Here is a 17,182-nt window from a genome sequence, read left to right on the forward strand (position 1 = left end):
GACCGCTCATGCACAACACGCCCGGACAGTTCGCAATTGGCCGACCAGCCCCACGCCGTACCCAACATGATCCTGAACAAAGTCTGCGGCTCTGCCCTCAAGGCCTTGCACTTGAGCGCCCAGGCCATTGGCTGCGGCGATGCCAAAGTGATCATCAGCGGCGGCCAGGGCGTGGCATTGGCCATAGAGTCCGAGAGATCGCCTTCGCCAGCACTTGGCTCCTACAACGGGCAGGAGGCTGGTAAACTGCGGCGCCTTATTCCTCTTCTCCAAGGCGCCCTGCATGTCTTCCTTGAATCAGGCGCTGCGCGCCGCCCTCGATCACCGTCAAGACCTGCTCGCCGAACTGCACCAGCAAGGCACCGACTGCTATCGCCTGTTCCACGGCAGCCAGGAAGGCGCCGGTGGCCTGACCGTCGACCGTTATGGGCCGCAGTTGCTGGTACAGAGCTTTCACCAAACGCTGGAACGCGATGCCCTGCTGCAATTGCACGAGACCATCAATCAACAGCTGAACCTGTCGACCCTGCTGGTCTACAACGATCGCTCCCGCGGCAACTCGCGTATCGACCGTGAAGACTCGGTATTCCGCGCCGACGACAGTGCCCTGGAGGATCTGGTCGGCCATGAATGGGGGTTGAATTATCGTGTCCGTGGCCGTCATGCCGGGCAGGACCCGTTGCTGTTTCTCGATCTGCGCAACGCTCGCGGCTGGGTCAAGCAGCACAGCGCCGGGAAAAGCGTGCTCAATCTCTTCGCCTATACCTGCGGTGTCGGCCTCTGCGCTGCGGCCGGAGGCGCCCGGGAGGTCCTCAACCTGGACTTCGCCGAAGGCAACCTGGCGGTAGGCCGGGAAAACGGCCAGCTCAACCCGCAGCTACCCGGCATGCAGTTCGTGCAGTCGGACTACTTCCCAGCAATCCGCCAACTGGCGGGCCTGCCCATCAGTCAGCGACGTGGACAGAAGCTCCCCAGCTATCCGCGTCTTGAACAACGCCAATACGATCTGGTCTTGCTGGACCCTCCGGCCTGGGCCAAGAGTGCCTTCGGCACCGTCGACCTGCTGCGCGATTATCAGAGCCTGCTGAAGCCGGCGCTGCTGGCCACTGCCGAAGAGGGTGTGCTGATCTGCTGTAACAACCTGGCCAAGGTGTCGTTGCAGGACTGGCGAGAACAAGTGCTGCGCTGCGCCGAGAAAGCCGGGCGGCCAGTACGCGATTGCCAGGTCCTTGCCCCTGCTGCGGACTTCCCTTCCCAGGACGGACAACCGCCGCTGAAAACACTGATCCTGCAACTTTGATCAGGGGCAAAAAATCTGAACAATCCTGAAGACTGCGATGGTTTCGGAACCGTAAACGCGTGCCATACTCCAAGGCACTTCCGATCCAGATAGATGAAGCCTCGCATGACCAAAGGATTGATTCGCGCTCTCTGCGCCTTGTTGACCGCTCTCGCCCTTTACAGTCTGCTGGGCTTTCTGATTTTGCCGGGCATCGCCTTGCGGGTGGCCAACCAGCAACTGGCCAACTACGCCACGACCCCGGCCCATATCCAGCGTATCGAACTCAACCCCTTCAGCCTGGAACTGACCCTCTGGGGCCTGAGCGTCGGCGAACCGGGCAAGGAACAGATTGCCTTCCAGCGCCTCTACGCCAATCTGCAATTGGACAGTCTGTGGAAACGCGCTCTGCATCTGGCGGACATCGAACTGGACCAGCCCAAGACCGAGATCCTCTTCGACAAGGAAGGCAAGCTCAACCTCCTGGCCCTGTTCAAGCTGCCTGCCAGCGAACCGACCCCGAGCGATCCCGACGCCAAGCCATTTCCCGTTCGCATTGAACGCATCAAGCTGGCGGGCGGCTATCTGCACTTCAAGGACCTGCGCCCCAGCGAGCCCATCGAGTTTCTCTACAACAAGCTCGACTTTGAACTGAAGAACCTCAGCACCCTGCCGGATGACAGCGCCGACATGACCCTGATGGCCACCGGCCCGGAAGGTGGACAGATCGACTGGAGCGGCAACTTCAGCGTGACCCCACTGGCTTCAGAAGGCACCTTGAAAGTCACCGACGGCAAGATGAAAGCCTGGTGGCCCTATGTACGTGACGCCGTGCCGCTGGTGCTGGAAGACGGCGTGGTCAACCTCAGCACCCACTATAAATTCAGCCTGACCAAGGAAACCGAACTGCTGCTGGACAACACCTCCATCAGCGTTGCGCCATTCGCCATCAAAGCCCCGGACGGTCGCCCGCTAGCGCGCCTGGAGCGCCTGGACATCAGCGAAGCGACGGTGGACCTGGCCAAGCAGCACGTCATAGTCGGCAAGATCCGCAGCCAGAAACTGGAGACCTGGGCCGCCCTTGAAGCCGATGGCCAACTGGACTGGCAAAAGCTCTTCGCCAGCCAACCCGCCAAGCCGGCAGCCAAGCCTCAGCCAGCCACAGCCGATACCCCCAAGGAACCCGCAGTCCCCAGCAAGCCCTGGCAGGTACTGCTAAAGGATGTGGAACTGCGCAACTATCAGGTGCACCTGGCCGACCGCCAAGCCAAACCGGCCGTGGCGCTGGACGTTGGCCCGCTGAACCTGGATCTGAAAAACTTCGACAGCCTCAACCAGTCGCCTTTCACCCTAAAGCTCGATACCGGCCTGGGTAAACAAGGCAAGGTCAGCGCCACCGGCGAAGTCAATCTCAACCCCATCACCGCCAAGCTCAAGGTGCAGACCAAGGACATCGACCTGCGGGTCGCCCAGTCCTACATCAGCCCGTTCATTCGCCTGGAACTGCGCAGCGGCATGCTCGGCAGCGACCTGGCAGTGGACCTGAAGAAAGTCGAACCGTTGACCTTCAGCATCACCGGCCGGGCCGAAGTGGATCAGTTGCACACCCTGGACACCCTCAAGACCCGCGACTTCGTGAAGTGGAAACAAGTGGTGGTGGAGGGCCTGAACTATCAGCACGGTGACAGCCTGACCATCAGCCAGGTCAACCTGATGCAGCCTTATGCGCGCTTCATCATCAACGATGACCGCACCACCAATATCGACGACCTGCTGATTCCACAACCTGCAGGCGGCAGCAGCAAATCCTCGGGCAAGCCCGCCCCAAGTTCCAGCAAGCCACTGGGTATTCACATTGGTAAAATCGCCATCAACGATGGTTCGGCCAACTTCGCCGACCTGAGCCTGACACCAAACTTCGCCACGGCAGTCCAGCAACTCAACGGGCATATCGGCACCATCGACAGCCGCCAGGCCAAGCCGGCGGAAGTCGACGTCAAGGGCAAGGTCGACCGCTACGCTCCAGTGACCATCAAGGGCAGCGTCAACCCCTTCGATCCAATGGCCGCACTGGATATCGCCACCAGCTTCAAGCGAGTGGAGTTGACCACCCTGACGCCCTATTCCGGAAAATTTGCCGGCTTTCGTATTCGCAAGGGCCGACTCAACCTCGACTTGCATTACATGATCACCAAGGGCCAGCTCAAGGCCGAGAACAAACTGGTGGTCGAACAACTGCAACTGGGTGAAAAGGTCGACAGCCCAGACGCCGTAGACCTGCCAATTCGCCTGGCCGTGGCCCTGCTGAAAGACACCGACGGCAAGATTTCCATCGAGTTGCCAATTTCCGGCGACCTCAACAACCCACAGTTCAGCGTGATGCCAATCGTCTGGCAGACCCTGCGCAACCTGGTGCTGCGAGCAGCCCAGGCCCCCTTCAAGTTCATTGGCGGCCTGGTCACCGGCGGCGACTCTGAAGACCTGAGCAGTGTGTCTTTCGCGCCTGGCTCCAGCGAACTGAGCAAAGAGTCCGAGTCAGCCCTCACCACCCTGGCCAAGGCCCTCAAGGAGCGTCCGACCTTGCGCCTGGAGATCGAAGGCACCAGCGCCCAGAGCAGCGATGGTCCGCTGATCGCCGAACAGCGTCTGGAGCGCGAGTACCAGTACAACTACTACAAGATCCTGCAACGGCGCGGCGACAAGGTGCCGGCCCAGGCGTCCTTGCTGCAGGTTCCCGAGGGCGAGAAAGCGCCATTGCTGGAAGGCATTTACCGCACCCGTCTGAAACAGCAACCTCCGGCCGAATGGACCCAGCTCAGCCGCGACGAGCGCAGTGCCAAACTGCGTGAGGGGCTGATCAAGTTCTGGAGCGGCAGTGACGTGTTGCTGCGCCAACTGGGCCAGGAACGGGCCAGCAGCATCAAGGACTTCCTGGTGGACAAGGGCCAACTGGCCGATGACCGGGTCTACTTCATCGATGCCAACCTCGGCCAGGCCGAAAGCGACGGCAAGGTGATCACTCCGCTGCACCTGGACAGCGAGTAAGGCCCGCGCCGGCCTCAAGCAGCTCCACTTCCCCGCCCAATAGAACAGGCCCCGACACAAAGTGCCGGGGCCTGTAATGATCACATCCTTGTGATCTTCCGCATGAACCTTTGAAAGCAGCGGCAGACGTATCGCTTGGCTCGTCTACCGCGCCCTCTCCCTGTCCAGGCGAGAAGCTTGGAGTCTTACTCGGCTTTCAGGCCGTCGGCAGAGACCGCTTGAACGCCCTTGATTTTCTTGGTGATTGCCACTGCTGTGGCTTTCTGCGCCTCGGTAATGGCAACAGTGGACGACAGCGAGACGACGCCCTTGTTGGTTTCAACCTTGATGTCGGTGCCAGGAATGCCTTTCTCGGTTACCAGATCGCTTTTCACTTTGGTGGTGATCCAGGTATCGGAGGTGGCCTCTTTGGCCTTGGTCACTTCACCGGCAGCCACGACCATAGGCGACTGGGTGCTTTGAGTGGTCTGCGCAAATGCTGCGTTGGACATGGTCAGGGTCAGAGCGGTAGCAGTTGCAGCAGCGATAGCGAACTTCTTCATACGAGTAACTCCTGTTCTTTTAGAAAGCCTGCGCCGTGTCCTGGCAACAGGGTTATGAGGGATATTGCAGGTGCTGTGCCAAGTCCAGACCACATAAAAACCCCATAAAAAACAATAAGTTACAGATAAGGCGAAGAATCAGCATCATGCAAAATGCATGACCACACAACAATCTGCATGCAAGTTGCGGCTTTTTTCGACGCAGTTCATCAAGCCCACACCCAACAGCCTGCCAGGACTCAGGTGTCGTGCGCGGCACAGCCCTTGGGCGCATAGTCGGCCTCCACCGTGGTGTTGCACGTCCATCCCGAAGCTGGCGAACGGCTCAGTACCAGAGTCTTGTTCAACACTGCCCCCGGAGCATTGAGGAGGGTACAGCCGATACTGCCTTCACCGGTGGCGGCAGTGCCCTCGGCGCTCATTCGGCAGTTCAACGTCAAGGGCGTGCCACCGGCGAGGGCCAGAGTTGGGTCGATTCCCTGATTAAGCAGGTCCTCGATATTGACCTTCAGCGCCGACGCCTCGGCCAACGCGGCCATCATCTTGGCCCGCACCTGGTACTTGGAATACAGCGGCATCGCCACTGTGGTGAGAATGCCAATGATGGCCACCACCACCAGCAATTCGATCAGGGTAAAAGCGGATTGATGTTTCATGAGTTGCCTCCTGGCAAGAATACTCCGTGGGTAATCAGCAAGGCTTGAAGCATGCCCTGTGCCAAGCTCAACCCCACGGAATTCAAGGCCTGCAGCACTGATAGCCCATAACCTTGAGTACGAGGAGTTGCACAAACTGACAAATTTCGTCATCTAGCGCCCCTATGCGTCAGGTGCCCGGCGGCTAGGCTTCAAGAAGCTCACCCCTGCATCAAGGATTGAACCATGGCGGTAAAAGCACCTGTGGCCAGCGTCTATCTCTGGCAAGGCACCGACGGCCAGGGCCACAAGTTGGCCGGCGAGCTGAGCGCTACAAACCCGGCGCTGATCCGAGCTCAGCTGCGCAGGCAAGGCATCACTCCAACCCGGGTACGCCGCAAGCCCAGGGCCTGGCTCCGATCGGGCCAACGGATCAAGGCACGGGAGATCGCCCTGTTCACCCGGCAACTGGCAACCCTGATGCAGGCCGGAGTGCCACTGCTGCAAGCCTTCGAAATCATTGCCGAGAGCTTCGTCCAACCGCCGATGCGCCAACTGCTGGCCAGCCTCAAACGCGACATCGAGGCTGGCTCAAGCCTGGCCACAGCGCTGCGCCGACATCCGCGCCACTTTGACGAGCTGTACTGCAATCTGGTGGAGGCCGGCGAACAGTCCGGCGCCCTGGATACCCTGCTGGAACGGGTCGCCACCCATAGGGAAAAAAGCGAGAACCTCAAGGCCCGGGTAAAAAAGGCCATGGTCTATCCCGTGGCGGTGATCGGCGTGGCCGTCCTGGTCAGCAGCATCCTACTGATCAAGGTAGTTCCCCAGTTCCAGAGCCTGTTCGCCGGGTTCAACGCCCAATTGCCGCTACTGACCCAATGGGTCATCACCCTTTCCCATGTCATCCAGAACCACGGCGGATGGTTGCTCAGCGCCGGCCTGCTGATGGGAGTAGGGATCAGGCAGGCTTATCGGCGCTCGGAGCGCCTGCGGGACCGTGTGGATCAGGGACTGCTACGCCTGCCCTTGGCCGGCCCGCTGCTGTACAAGGCCGCAGTGGCCCGCTACGCCCGTACGCTGGCCACCACCTTCGCGGCTGGCGTGCCTCTGGTCCAGGCCCTGGACTCAGTGGCCGGAGCCAGCGGCAATAAGGTCTTCAGGCAAGCGGTGGAACGCATCCGCCAACAAGTGGCCAGTGGCATGCAACTGAACTTTGCCATGCGCGCCAGCGGCGTCTTCCCTACTATGGCGATCCAGATGACCGCCATCGGTGAAGAATCCGGAATGCTGGACCATCTGCTGGAAAAAGTCGCAGCACATTATGAGGTCGAGGTGGACCATCTGGTCGACAGCCTGACCAGCCTCATGGAGCCGTTGATCATGGTCATCCTGGGCAGTATCGTCGGCGCCCTGGTGGTTGCCATGTACCTGCCCATCTTTCAACTCGGCACAGCGATCTGAACATGTCATTGACTGAAGCCATGACCCTTTACCCCCTGGCCTTCGTGACTGCGGCCCTGGTACTGGGGCTGCTCGTAGGCAGCTTTCTGAACGTGCTGGTGTGGCGCCTGCCAAAAATGCTTGAACGCGATTGGCGGGCTCAAGCCCACGAAGTGCTGGGACTGCCCCCGGAGCCTGTGGCGGCGCCCTACAACCTGCTGCTGCCCCACTCCCAATGCCCCCACTGCGCACAACCGATCCGCCCCTGGCAAAACATTCCCCTGCTCAGCTATCTGTGGCTGCGGGGTCGTTGCGCCCACTGCAGGACCGTCATCAGCCGGCGCTACCCACTAACCGAACTGGCTTGCGGGCTGATCTCGGCGTACGTCGCCTGGCACTTCGGTTTTGGCTGGCCCGCGGGCCTGCTGCTGATCCTCAGTTGGGGGTTACTGGCCATGAGCCTGATCGATGCCGATCACCAACTGCTGCCAGACGTGCTGGTGTTGCCACTGCTGTGGCTGGGACTGATTGCCAACAGCTTCGAGGTACTGGTGAGCCTGGAGGACGCCCTGTGGGGCGCGGTACTCGGCTATCTGTGCCTGTGGTCAGTGTTCTGGCTGTTCAAATTGCTGACCGGCAAGGACGGCATGGGCCACGGCGACTTCAAGCTGCTAGCGATGCTTGGCGCCTGGGGCGGCTGGCAAATCCTGCCGCTGACCTTGCTCCTGTCCTCTCTGGTGGGAGCGATTCTCGGCACTGTCATGCTGCGCCTGAACCGGGCCAAGACCTCGACGCCCATCCCCTTCGGCCCCTTTCTGGCCATTGCCGGCTGGATTGCCTTGCTCTGGGGTGGTCAAATGACCGACTTCTATTTGCAGTTTGTCGGTTTCCAATGACTCGCTCCGTAAACACACCCTGGACCCTCGGCCTCACCGGCGGTATCGGCAGCGGCAAAAGCGCTGCCGCCCAGCACTTCATCGACCTGGGCGTGCATGTGATCGATGCCGATCACGCCGCTCGCTGGGTGGTGGAACCGGGCCGCCCGGCCTTGGAACAGATTGCCCAGCACTTTGGTGACAGCGTGCTGCAGGCCGACGGCCAACTGGATCGCGCGGCACTGCGCAAGTTGATCTTCGAAGTCCCCGAACAGCGTCGCTGGCTGGAGGCGCTATTACACCCGCTGATTGCCGAGGAGATCGTCAGCCATCTGGCCCGTGCCGAATCGCCTTACGCGATCCTGGTGTCGCCACTGCTGATCGAGTCAGGCCAGTTCCGGATGACCCAACGGATTCTGGTGATCGATGTGCCGCAACAATTGCAGATCGAACGCACCTTGCAGCGCGACCAGATCAGCGAACAGCAGGTCCAGGCGATTCTCCAGGCCCAGGCCAGCCGCGAGGAGCGCCTGCGTCACGCCGACGATGTGCTGGTCAACGACCGCGATCACGCCTGGTTGCGCAGCGAAGTCGAACGCCTGCATCACTTTTACCTAACTTTGCGTGGAGGCCAGTCATGAGCCAACCCCTGACCGTCGAATGCCCAACCTGTGGCGCCCCCGTGGAATGGACCGCGACCAACACCAACCGGCCGTTCTGTTCCGACCGTTGCAAATTGATCGACCTGGGGGCCTGGGCCGCCGAGGAACACAAGATTCCAGTGAGCCCGGATGCCGAGGACGAACTGTTCTCGGAGGAACTGCCGCCCCGCGCTCACTGAGTGCTCGAACCGACGCTGATCAGGGCCGCATGAAGCTGTAGTCCTGATCGTCGTCGAGGTTCTCCGCGAGGAACTGCAACTCGTCAGCCAGATCCTCGATGCTACGTACGCCCTTGCTCTGCTGCACCACCGCGCTGAGCAGCGCCCGCAGGCTCAAACCCGGTTCAAAACCTTCCTGCTGGGCACTGTGCAGACTGTCGCGCACTTCTTGCCGGGCCCACTGATAGACGCTCATGACCGCACTCCTGAGATTTTTGCCGAGCATGCAGCGCGGCCCCAGGCTCGGAGTTGATATGGATCAAGGGCGCGGGTCCTCATCCTTCCAGGGCGCACTGAGGTAGCGGGTGCGATTGAAGGTTTCCAGCCATTCCGGGCAGAACACCACCAGGGCGCTGATCACCATGCCGTTGATAAATGCCTCGGGAAAGATGATCAGCCACAGGTAGCCGACAAAATCCTCCAGCCATTCGGGCATGGCGAAACGCCCATCAAGCCACAAGAGCCCCAGGCCACAAAGCAGGCACAACAGCGCCGACAGGGCCGCGGCGAAGAATCCGGAGCAGAAGATATAGACGAAGGGATTGCGCGGTTGAGCCCGCTCCACCAGACCGGCACAGGCCTCGGTTACCGCCACCGGCAACAGGATCAGCAAGGCGCCATTGACCCCCATTGCCGCCAGTTCCTGCCGCCCCAGTGCCAGCAAGCCCAGCTGCGCAATCAGGCCACCGACAATCGCCAGTGGCCAATCCAGCAGTAAGGTCACCGCCGTCATGCCAATGAAGTGATAAGACACTCCAGTATCGAAATCCCGGCGCACCAACCACAGCAGAAACAACGCAAACACCGTTCCGAACAGTAGATGCTGACGGCGACTGTCGGTGAACAGCTCGACCCAGGGCGCCCGCCACACCGCCCAGATCAGAACCGGCACATACAGCAGCCAGCCGATACTCAGGCTTGCCGGTGACAGCAGCGCCGCGCTGATCATGGCCGGGCTTTCTCCAGCGCAGTCTTCAGTTGCTCGACGGTGGTGAATTCCTGCCGAGACACCAATTGGCCGTCCTGCAACTGCAGCCACAAGACCTTGTCCTCGGCGGCAGGGTAACGAGAGGCCACACGCCCTTCGCGGTCGAGCATCACCCGGTAGGGATAATCACGCATGGCCGGAACTGCGAACATCTTGGCGATCAGCGCCGGCATGCGCTGGATATCCGCGACAAACACCCCGTGACGCGCCTGCAGATAATCCTTGGGCTTGTCCTTGAGCGCCCCGTTCACCACCTTGGCCGCGTCCATACCGCGCGCCACCAGCAGGATCTGCGCCTGTGAATCGAGGCTGTAGGCTTGATCGAACTGATCCAGCAAGGTCCAGGGTGCCAGACGCTCACCGATTTCAAGGGCCTGGGCCCACAGGGGCAACAGGCCCAGCAACAGAATTGACCAGCGTTTCACTGCACACTCCTTATCGAGGGGTAGGACGGGAAACAGTCTACACCGCCCCTGGGCAGGCTCCAGCAAGCACCGCCAGGCACCGGGTGCAGAGGTTTTTCGAGAAGCGTGGTTTTTAAGGTCATATTTGAGCGCTAAGCTTGGAGATATGGATGACTCAGATTTTTTGCGCCTGCTCACCATTCAGGCCGAACAAGCCAACGCGTTTCTGTCCAATGCCCGCAAATGGGAGCGTGAGCGTTGGGTCTGCCAGCGCCTGCTGCAAGGCCTGAATATTCCCTATCGCAACGACGAATTCAGCGCCGCCGGGCAGGAGCCGCCGGATGTGCTGTTTCGCGAGGCCAGCTTCGAGGTGTTCTTCGTCCTTGATGAAGGCCGCCGACTCAATGATGAATGGCGCGACGAACTGCAACGCCGGCGCAGCGCATTTTCCCTGAGCCAACTGGTACGACGCGAAGCCAAGCCCAAGCGCATCCCGGCTAACGAACTGTTGCTGCGCCTGGGGCCGACCCTGCGCAAGAAGGCCCACAACTACAAGGAGCGTGGGATGAACCTCGGGGAGCTGGACATCATCGCCTTCGCCGCCCTGAAACGTGAAGTGCTGGATCTGAACAGCCACTTCCCGCCCCCCACTGAATACCTGCGCCAGGGCTGGCGCTCGCTGTCCCTGGTGGGACCGACCTTCGCCCGGGTGCTGTTCGCCCATCCGGATGCGCCGGAGTTCCTGCGTAGCAACCTGGGCCGCAGTATCGTTTTCGACGTCGGCATCAGTTTGTAAAGTCCGTCAATCCGCCTCGCCTGGGCATGGCGCAATGTTCCGGGCAATGGTAAAAAAGCGCTCTTGCCTGCCAACGCCGGGACTTCGTCATCGAGCCCCCACGCGCAGCGGCTATGCTCGGTAAATGCTCGATTGCATCGCGCTGTAACATTCCCCTGTGTTGCGACGTCTACCTGACGAGGCCCTTTATGAGCAGCCGCCTGAACCCCGACGACCAACGCCATGTCGAAGAATACCTGCAACTGCCCCAGCACCGAGTCGAGCGCCGGCCCTTTCGGCCGTGGATGCTCCTTGTGGTGGTGGTCGTGGTGACGGTCGCCCTGGGCCTGTTGAGCCGTTTTATCAGTTACCTGACGCTATGAGCTGCATCGCGCTCGCTCGGTTGACTGCACCGATTTCTTTTAGCCTTGCGAGATATCCCCATGACTCATCGTATTGTCATCGTTGGCGGCGGCGCCGGCGGCCTGGAGTTGGCGACCCGCCTGGGTAAGACCCTGGGCAAGCGCGGCACCGCCAGTGTGATGCTGGTGGACGCCAACCTGACCCATATCTGGAAACCCCTGCTGCACGAAGTGGCCGCCGGCTCACTGAATTCCTCCGAAGACGAACTCAACTACGTTGCCCAAGCAAAATGGAACCACTTCGAGTTCCAGCTGGGCCGTATGAGCGGGCTCGATCGTCAACAGAAAAAGATCCAGTTGGCTGCCACCTATGACGAGGAAGGCACAGAACTGTTGCCGGCCCGTGAACTGGGCTACGACACCCTGGTGATCGCCGTGGGCAGTACCACCAACGACTTCGGCACCCAGGGCGCCGCCCAGCATTGCCTGTTCCTTGACACCCGCAAACAGGCCGAACGCTTCCACCAGCAACTGCTCAATCACTACCTGCGGGCCCACGCCGGGCAGACAGATGCCGTGGAACAGATCAGCGTGGCCATCGTCGGCGCCGGTGCCACCGGTGTGGAACTGGCAGCGGAACTGCACAACGCCGCCCATGAACTGGCCGCCTACGGCCTGGATCGGATCCTCCCGGAAAACATGCACATCACCCTGATCGAAGCAGGGCCACGGGTGCTGCCGGCCCTGCCCGAGCGCATCAGCGGGCCGGTGCACAAGACCCTGGAGAAACTCGGGGTCAAAGTGCTGACCAACGCTTCAGTCAGTGAAGTGACCGCCGACAGTCTGATCACCGCTGATGGCCAGACCATTCCCGCCAGCCTCAAGGTGTGGGCTGCCGGCATCCGCGCGCCGGGTTTCCTCAAGGACATCGACGGCCTGGAAACCAACCGCATCAACCAGCTCCAGGTGCTGCCAACCCTGCAGACCACCCGTGACGAGAACATCTTTGCCTTCGGCGACTGCGCCGCCTGCCCTCAACCCGGCAGCGACCGCAACGTACCGCCACGGGCCCAGGCTGCGCACCAACAAGCCTCACTGCTGGCCAAATCGCTGAAACTGCGTATCGAAGGCAAAGACCTACCGACCTACAAGTACACCGACTACGGTTCGCTGATCTCGCTCTCGCGCTTCTCGGCGGTGGGCAACCTGATGGGCAATCTCACCGGCAGTGTGATGCTCGAAGGCTGGCTGGCAAGGATGTTCTACATCTCGCTGTACCGCATGCACCAAATGGCCCTGTACGGAGTGTTCCGCACGGCGATGCTGATGCTCGGCAGCCGGATTGGACGAGGCACCGACCCACGCTTGAAGTTGCACTAAGCGCCTGAAAGTACGCCCCGCTACGCAAGGTAGTGGGGTGCACGGGCGGGCGAAGCGTGTGCTACAGACACTCATCCAGAAAGCTCACCACCGTTCCCATACAGGCAACCCGCTCCTCGATATGGGGCATGTGGCTGGAGTTCTCGAACAGTGCCCAGCGAATGTTCGGAACGTTGTCCAGATAGGGTTTGACCACTACAGGGGTTGCTTCGTCGTAACGCCCTGAGATCAGCAGGCTCGGCACCTTGATTCGCGGCAGGCGCTCGACAACGCTCCAGTCCTGCAGGTTGCTCAGGAGAGGGAAATTCCTAGCACGCTGCGGCACACTTTCCACCGTGGTAGCGCAACATCCCCTGGAAAAAATGCGTACCACCTCTTCCGGCCAAGGCCGAAGCCGGCACACGTGCCGCTCAAAATACACCTGTGAGGCCTGCACGTACTCGGCGCTATGGAGGGTTCCAGCCTGCTCGTGGCCGATCAAGGTCTGCAAGACCCCCTCTGGCAAGGCCTCACGCAAACCCAGGGTTTCAGCCTGCCAGGTCCGCATGTCGGCCGGGGCATTGGCGATGATCAGGGCTCGCAGGCCCGCAGGGGTCAAGACGGCATGCTCGCTGGCCAGCGCCCCACCCCAGGAATGTCCGAGCAAGGCGTAGTCCTCACTGATGCGCAGGTGATCCAGAAGATTGTTCAGCTCTTCCAGATACAGCTCGACGCTCCAGAATGAAGAAGGCTTGTCCTCCAGGCGAGTGGAAAATCCACTGCCGAGATGATCGAACTGAACGATCGCCCGGCCACTGGCCGCCACATCCCTGAAGGCATCAACGGTGTCATAAGTGCAGCCCGGGCCGCCGTGCAATATCACCAGGGGCGTCAGACCACTCTGCAGATCCCCCGTCACCCGATACCAGGTCTGCCAGGAGCCAAAGGAGGCATAACCTTCCTGTGGTGGTTTACTTGCTTTCATTGCGCATCACTCCCTGATGACGATCACCCTGTGTCATTTTCGGCCTCGCCCCCGTATCAGCGATAAGACCGGGCCGGTTGTGCTCGCTTTAGTTTTCCAGCAAGCGATAGTGAACGGCTCGAACCACGGCCTGAACCCGATTCTTGGCGCCCAACTTGTGCATCGCCGAGGTCAGATGCAGGTTGATGGTGGCCACGGAACGCTGCAGGCGTTCAGCAATTTCACCAGAGGTCATGCCCTCGGCCGCCCATTTCAGGCACTCGCGCTCGCGCTTGGTCAGTTGAACCGGATAGCTGCGAATGCTTTTACTGAGCGGTAGGTAGAGGTGTTCCTGCAGAGCATGAGAAAGAAGCGTGAAATCCCTCAAGACCTGTTGCAGATCATGCAAGGCCACCTGGGTACTGCCCGAGCGCAAACCGGTCAGGCTGGCGAAACCACCACCAGGCAAGTGAATGGGAACAGTCATGCCATGGGACATTTGATGATGCTGCAGGTAACTCGATACCGGCGCGTGCTGCTGCCCCATAGCCTGGCGCAAGACGGTTTCCGCTTCGGGTCTGTAGGACCAGATAAAGGGAGAAATGCTGTCCAGCGCCACCTGCTGGACCGGGTCGATATGGTAATACCCCTCGTCGCACCAGAGCTCCAGCCAGTCCTTTGGGGTATTGCAGACCATTGCACTGGGAATGATCAGTTCGCCCTGCTGATCAAAAGGCACCGGACTGTAGTCGTAAACCAGGGCATCGAACCCCAACCCCGAGGCCACTTCCATGGTCCCCGCCATCCGCTCATGCAATGTGTTTCCGAGCAAAAGACGAGAGTTAACTTCCGCGAGCCTGCTTTGCATCCGTTCAGTCTCCTTACTGTCTGATCCTTAACAGCAGGGCCTAGAATGCCACGCTCGATAGGAGCCGACCAGGCAAAACCTATAAGAACTACTAGGTTGTGCTACCCGGTTTAGCGGTGCCCTTCATGAAAGAGGCCCATGTTTTAACCTATCCTGCCCCTCTGAACCGCCGCGCTGACAACCACATCAAGGTCGGTATCACGCATGCCCACACCTCCCCAGTCTGCTGCAATGCCGTTTCATGGCCCACCCGAGTGTGGCGCCGCGCATCGTTCATCGCAGACAAGGACCCGTGCCATGCAGATGCCCAAGACCCTTCAGATCCACAACGGTGAAAAAGTCCCTTCAACCTTCTCCCCTAAAGAGTACGCCCAGCGCCTGAGCACGCTGCGAGCCTATATGGCCCAGCAGGATATCGATGCGGCGCTGTTCACCTCCTACCACAACATCAACTACTACGCCGACTTCCTGTATTGCTCTTTCGGCCGTCAGTACGCCCTGGTGGTGACCCGGGAACGTAGCGTGCTGATCAGCGCCAATATCGACGGCGGGCAGCCCGGGCGTCGGGCGGTCTGCGATGATCAGGTGGTGTACACCGACTGGCAACGGGGCAACTTCTTCGTCGCGGTCAAACAGGCCTTGCCGCAGGCTGCACGGCTGGGCCTGGAGTTCGATCAACTGACCCTGCCCAGCCACCAGGCCTTCGCCGAGCTCTATCCTCGGGCGCAACTCCTGGATATCGCTGCACCGTGCATGAGCATGCGCATGCTCAAGTCAGTCGAAGAACAGGCACTGATCCGCCAGGGTGCACGCATCGCCGACATCGGCGGGGCCGCCGCCATCGATGCCCTGCAGGATCAGGTATCGGAATACGATGTGGCCCTGCACGCCACACAGGCCATGGTGCGGGAAATCGCCCGGACCTTTCCCGCAGCCGAATTGATGGACACCTGGACCTGGTTTCAATCAGGGATCAATACCGACGGCGCACACAATCCGCTGACCTCGCGGCGCATCAGCCCGGGAGAGATACTCAGCCTCAACTGTTTCCCGATGATCGCCGGTTACTACACCGCGCTGGAGCGCACACTGTTCCTTGGGCATTGTCCCGACGCGAATCTGCGACTGTGGGAAATCAACCTCAAGGTGCATGAGGCCGGATTGCAACTGATCAAGCCCGGAGCCCGCTGCAGCGACATTGCCCGACAGTTGAACGAAATCTACCTGGAACACGACTTGCTGCAATATCGGACCTTCGGCTACGGCCACTCGTTCGGCATCCTCAATCACTACTACGGGCGCGAGACCGGGCTGGAGTTTCGCGAGGACGTGGACACTGTGCTGGAGCCCGGCATGGTGGTGTCCATGGAGCCGATGATCAGGCTACCCGAAGGCAGTCCAGGTGCCGGTGGTTATCGTGAGCACGACATTCTGATCGTCAACTCCCAAGGCGCGGAAAACATCACCCGGCTGCCCTACGGACCACAGCACAACATCATCGGTCGCTGAAGAGACAATCAGGACCACTCGACCGGGATGCTCAACGCGCTCTTGATCAACAGGCATCTACAAAGCCAACAAGCCGTGAAGATTGCAGCGATTACCTCTGAAACCCCACGAGAAAAAGCTTAGGCAACAAGAGCTTTCAGGGCTTATCCAGGATGAGCCCTGAAACCCAATAGAAACAGATGCCATGCATTTCACTCAGGTGTCTACCCGGATACTTTCTAAGTCATGCACAACGAGCAAACACGGCATGCCCCATCGTTCGGTAGCGATCCAGACACAACTAAGTGAAAACTCGACATTACAAGTAACCGACCATGTTCACTTTATGGGATCAAAGCATTGCGCTTGGCAAACTCCGCCAGGCTTACTTGCGACCCCAACCCCAGCTTCTGCAACAGTCGGGTCTTGTAGGTGCTGACTGTCTTGTTGCTCAAGAACAGTTTTTCACCAATGGCCTTGTTGGAATGTCCCTGTGCTAGATACTGCAACACGATCATTTCCCGATCAGTCAGCAGGCCTATCTGCTCGGCCTCGGATTGTTGTTCCGCCGTGGGCATGGAAACATCCAAAGCCATCGACGGATAAAAAGTGTAGCCGGCCAACACAGCATTCAGAGCCACCACCAGATTGCCCAAATCCTCCTCCTTGTTGACGAAACCCCGAGCTCCCAGCTGAATACAGCGTCTGCAGAAGCTTTCAATCGACTGCGAGGTCAGCACCAGCACTTCAGTGGGCAAGCCCAGAGCCTTGATACGTGAAAGCACCTTGAGGCCATCCAACTTGGGAATACCGATATCGAGGATTACCACATCCGGCCTATGCTCGCGCACCAACTCCAGCGCATCCAATCCGTTGTCTGTTTCGGCCACCACCCGCATGTTGTTCTTTTCCAGCAAGACCTTAACGGCGAGCCGAACAACGGGATGATCGTCAACTATCAATACGCTGTGCATATTGTCACTTCACCTTAAAAACCCGGCCTTCGGTTGAGCCGGACCGACCGGAAAATACACGTAACCGCACCCTGTATGCTGCAACTTACGTATCCGTATAAAGACGCTGATGTCATGTAGAAGTTTCGTGCACAGCACCTTGATGTCGTCCAGAATTTTCAGATTCCTGGCAAATAACAGAGGATACAAGGGGTCAATGACTCCTCCTTAAGGAATCAGACAGTCTGATTTTTCAATGAGAAATTTCCTACTGCACATGAGGATTTACCTAATGGCTGCAACTCTAGAGCCTTAGCACTAT

At 59.7% G+C, this 17,182-nt stretch carries 18 protein-coding genes and 1 pseudogene; 11 read left to right on the forward strand and 8 right to left on the reverse strand.

Going from position 1 to position 17,182, the window contains the following annotated elements:
• Positions 1 to 39: 39 nt before the first annotated feature.
• The 3 genes and pseudogenes from Q8O96_RS25390 to Q8O96_RS25400 form a co-directional block, all read left to right on the forward strand.
• Positions 40 to 168 (forward strand): annotated as a pseudogene (locus Q8O96_RS25390) (acetyl-CoA C-acetyltransferase); the annotation flags it as partial.
• A gap of 115 nt (positions 169 to 283) precedes the next feature.
• A complete protein-coding gene (locus Q8O96_RS25395) occupies positions 284 to 1,300 on the forward strand; it encodes a class I SAM-dependent rRNA methyltransferase (protein ID WP_305949685.1) in 1,017 nt (338 codons plus the stop codon).
• 105 nt (positions 1,301 to 1,405) lie between these two features.
• On the forward strand, positions 1,406 to 4,324 hold the full coding sequence (locus Q8O96_RS25400; protein WP_102865480.1) for a DUF748 domain-containing protein: 2,919 nt from the start codon (positions 1,406 to 1,408) through the stop codon (positions 4,322 to 4,324).
• A 185-nt stretch (positions 4,325 to 4,509) separates the two neighbouring features.
• Here Q8O96_RS25400 and Q8O96_RS25405 read toward each other — a convergent pair whose 3' ends face one another.
• Both Q8O96_RS25405 and Q8O96_RS25410 read right to left on the reverse strand, forming a co-directional pair.
• Entirely contained in the window at positions 4,510 to 4,866 is a 357-nt protein-coding gene (locus Q8O96_RS25405; protein WP_102865479.1) for a BON domain-containing protein, read from the reverse strand.
• A gap of 239 nt (positions 4,867 to 5,105) precedes the next feature.
• Positions 5,106 to 5,522 (reverse strand): pilin, encoded by a 417-nt coding sequence (locus tag Q8O96_RS25410; RefSeq protein ID WP_305949686.1) that lies wholly within the window; start codon positions 5,520 to 5,522, stop codon positions 5,106 to 5,108.
• A 225-nt stretch (positions 5,523 to 5,747) separates the two neighbouring features.
• On the opposite strand from Q8O96_RS25410, the gene Q8O96_RS25415 reads away from it, so the two are divergent.
• From Q8O96_RS25415 to yacG, 4 genes are read left to right on the forward strand one after another with little or no spacing between them, the layout of a single operon-like run.
• Positions 5,748 to 6,965: a type II secretion system F family protein gene (locus tag Q8O96_RS25415; protein ID WP_305949687.1), complete on the forward strand. Its 1,218-nt coding sequence runs from the start codon at positions 5,748 to 5,750 to the stop codon at positions 6,963 to 6,965.
• A gap of 2 nt (positions 6,966 to 6,967) precedes the next feature.
• A complete protein-coding gene (locus Q8O96_RS25420; RefSeq protein WP_115580957.1) occupies positions 6,968 to 7,840 on the forward strand; it encodes an A24 family peptidase in 873 nt (290 codons plus the stop codon).
• Positions 7,837 to 8,460, forward strand: coding sequence for a dephospho-CoA kinase (gene coaE / locus Q8O96_RS25425; RefSeq protein ID WP_102865475.1), 624 nt, complete (start codon positions 7,837 to 7,839; stop codon positions 8,458 to 8,460). Before Q8O96_RS25420 ends, coaE begins: the two co-directional genes overlap by 4 nt.
• Positions 8,457 to 8,660: a DNA gyrase inhibitor YacG gene (gene yacG / locus Q8O96_RS25430; RefSeq protein WP_102865474.1), complete on the forward strand. Its 204-nt coding sequence runs from the start codon at positions 8,457 to 8,459 to the stop codon at positions 8,658 to 8,660. The genes coaE and yacG overlap by 4 nt, the downstream gene beginning before the upstream one ends.
• Positions 8,661 to 8,679: 19 nt before the next feature.
• Here yacG and Q8O96_RS25435 read toward each other — a convergent pair whose 3' ends face one another.
• The 3 genes from Q8O96_RS25435 to Q8O96_RS25445 form a co-directional block, all read right to left on the reverse strand.
• Positions 8,680 to 8,895 (reverse strand): hypothetical protein, encoded by a 216-nt coding sequence (locus Q8O96_RS25435; RefSeq protein WP_102865473.1) that lies wholly within the window; start codon positions 8,893 to 8,895, stop codon positions 8,680 to 8,682.
• A 63-nt stretch (positions 8,896 to 8,958) separates the two neighbouring features.
• Entirely contained in the window at positions 8,959 to 9,648 is a 690-nt protein-coding gene (locus Q8O96_RS25440) for an energy-coupling factor ABC transporter permease (RefSeq protein ID WP_102865472.1), read from the reverse strand.
• Positions 9,645 to 10,112, reverse strand: coding sequence for an FAD/FMN-containing dehydrogenase (locus Q8O96_RS25445; protein WP_102882239.1), 468 nt, complete (start codon positions 10,110 to 10,112; stop codon positions 9,645 to 9,647). Before Q8O96_RS25445 ends, Q8O96_RS25440 begins: the two co-directional genes overlap by 4 nt.
• Before the next feature lie 145 nt (positions 10,113 to 10,257).
• On the opposite strand from Q8O96_RS25445, the gene Q8O96_RS25450 reads away from it, so the two are divergent.
• From Q8O96_RS25450 to Q8O96_RS25460, 3 genes are all read left to right on the forward strand, one after another.
• Positions 10,258 to 10,887 carry a DUF1780 domain-containing protein gene (locus tag Q8O96_RS25450; protein WP_102882240.1) on the forward strand — a complete coding sequence of 210 codons (630 nt, stop codon included), beginning with the start codon at positions 10,258 to 10,260 and terminating at the stop codon, positions 10,885 to 10,887.
• Between the two features lie 188 nt (positions 10,888 to 11,075).
• A complete protein-coding gene (locus tag Q8O96_RS25455; protein WP_043274580.1) occupies positions 11,076 to 11,249 on the forward strand; it encodes a DUF3094 family protein in 174 nt (57 codons plus the stop codon).
• A 60-nt stretch (positions 11,250 to 11,309) separates the two neighbouring features.
• Positions 11,310 to 12,608: an NAD(P)/FAD-dependent oxidoreductase gene (locus Q8O96_RS25460; RefSeq protein WP_102865469.1), complete on the forward strand. Its 1,299-nt coding sequence runs from the start codon at positions 11,310 to 11,312 to the stop codon at positions 12,606 to 12,608.
• Positions 12,609 to 12,669: 61 nt separating this feature from the next.
• On the opposite strand, the gene Q8O96_RS25465 is transcribed toward Q8O96_RS25460, so the two are convergent.
• Entirely contained in the window at positions 12,670 to 13,572 is a 903-nt protein-coding gene (locus Q8O96_RS25465; RefSeq protein ID WP_207166571.1) for a proline iminopeptidase-family hydrolase, read from the reverse strand.
• An 88-nt stretch (positions 13,573 to 13,660) separates the two neighbouring features.
• Positions 13,661 to 14,419, reverse strand: a complete 759-nt coding sequence (locus Q8O96_RS25470) for a LuxR family transcriptional regulator (protein ID WP_102865467.1) — start codon at positions 14,417 to 14,419, stop codon at positions 13,661 to 13,663.
• Positions 14,420 to 14,716: 297 nt separating this feature from the next.
• Here Q8O96_RS25470 and Q8O96_RS25475 point away from each other — a divergent pair, with 297 nt between their 5' ends.
• Positions 14,717 to 15,928, forward strand: coding sequence for a M24 family metallopeptidase (locus tag Q8O96_RS25475; RefSeq protein ID WP_305949688.1), 1,212 nt, complete (start codon positions 14,717 to 14,719; stop codon positions 15,926 to 15,928).
• A 323-nt stretch (positions 15,929 to 16,251) separates the two neighbouring features.
• Here the strand turns inward: Q8O96_RS25475 and Q8O96_RS25480 are convergent, their stop codons facing one another.
• Positions 16,252 to 16,881, reverse strand: a complete 630-nt coding sequence (locus tag Q8O96_RS25480; protein WP_102865465.1) for a response regulator transcription factor — start codon at positions 16,879 to 16,881, stop codon at positions 16,252 to 16,254.
• Positions 16,882 to 17,182 lie beyond the last annotated feature (301 nt).

It is taken from the genome of Pseudomonas sp. LPH60, assembly GCF_030718165.1.
Taxonomy (GTDB): domain Bacteria; phylum Pseudomonadota; class Gammaproteobacteria; order Pseudomonadales; family Pseudomonadaceae; genus Aquipseudomonas; species Aquipseudomonas danubii.

Coding starts and splice junctions, on each gene's coding strand:
- Q8O96_RS25395 (WP_305949685.1), top strand. CDS start 284: ATGTCTTCCTTGAATCAGGCGCTGCGCGCCGCCCTCGATCACCGTCAA.
- Q8O96_RS25400 (WP_102865480.1), top strand. CDS start 1,406: ATGACCAAAGGATTGATTCGCGCTCTCTGCGCCTTGTTGACCGCTCTC.
- Q8O96_RS25405 (WP_102865479.1), bottom strand. CDS start 4,866: ATGAAGAAGTTCGCTATCGCTGCTGCAACTGCTACCGCTCTGACCCTG.
- Q8O96_RS25410 (WP_305949686.1), bottom strand. CDS start 5,522: ATGAAACATCAATCCGCTTTTACCCTGATCGAATTGCTGGTGGTGGTG.
- Q8O96_RS25415 (WP_305949687.1), top strand. CDS start 5,748: ATGGCGGTAAAAGCACCTGTGGCCAGCGTCTATCTCTGGCAAGGCACC.
- Q8O96_RS25420 (WP_115580957.1), top strand. CDS start 6,968: ATGTCATTGACTGAAGCCATGACCCTTTACCCCCTGGCCTTCGTGACT.
- coaE (WP_102865475.1), top strand. CDS start 7,837: ATGACTCGCTCCGTAAACACACCCTGGACCCTCGGCCTCACCGGCGGT.
- yacG (WP_102865474.1), top strand. CDS start 8,457: ATGAGCCAACCCCTGACCGTCGAATGCCCAACCTGTGGCGCCCCCGTG.
- Q8O96_RS25435 (WP_102865473.1), bottom strand. CDS start 8,895: ATGAGCGTCTATCAGTGGGCCCGGCAAGAAGTGCGCGACAGTCTGCAC.
- Q8O96_RS25440 (WP_102865472.1), bottom strand. CDS start 9,648: ATGATCAGCGCGGCGCTGCTGTCACCGGCAAGCCTGAGTATCGGCTGG.
- Q8O96_RS25450 (WP_102882240.1), top strand. CDS start 10,258: ATGGATGACTCAGATTTTTTGCGCCTGCTCACCATTCAGGCCGAACAA.
- Q8O96_RS25455 (WP_043274580.1), top strand. CDS start 11,076: ATGAGCAGCCGCCTGAACCCCGACGACCAACGCCATGTCGAAGAATAC.
- Q8O96_RS25460 (WP_102865469.1), top strand. CDS start 11,310: ATGACTCATCGTATTGTCATCGTTGGCGGCGGCGCCGGCGGCCTGGAG.
- Q8O96_RS25465 (WP_207166571.1), bottom strand. CDS start 13,572: ATGAAAGCAAGTAAACCACCACAGGAAGGTTATGCCTCCTTTGGCTCC.
- Q8O96_RS25470 (WP_102865467.1), bottom strand. CDS start 14,419: ATGCAAAGCAGGCTCGCGGAAGTTAACTCTCGTCTTTTGCTCGGAAAC.
- Q8O96_RS25475 (WP_305949688.1), top strand. CDS start 14,717: ATGCAGATGCCCAAGACCCTTCAGATCCACAACGGTGAAAAAGTCCCT.
- Q8O96_RS25480 (WP_102865465.1), bottom strand. CDS start 16,881: ATGCACAGCGTATTGATAGTTGACGATCATCCCGTTGTTCGGCTCGCC.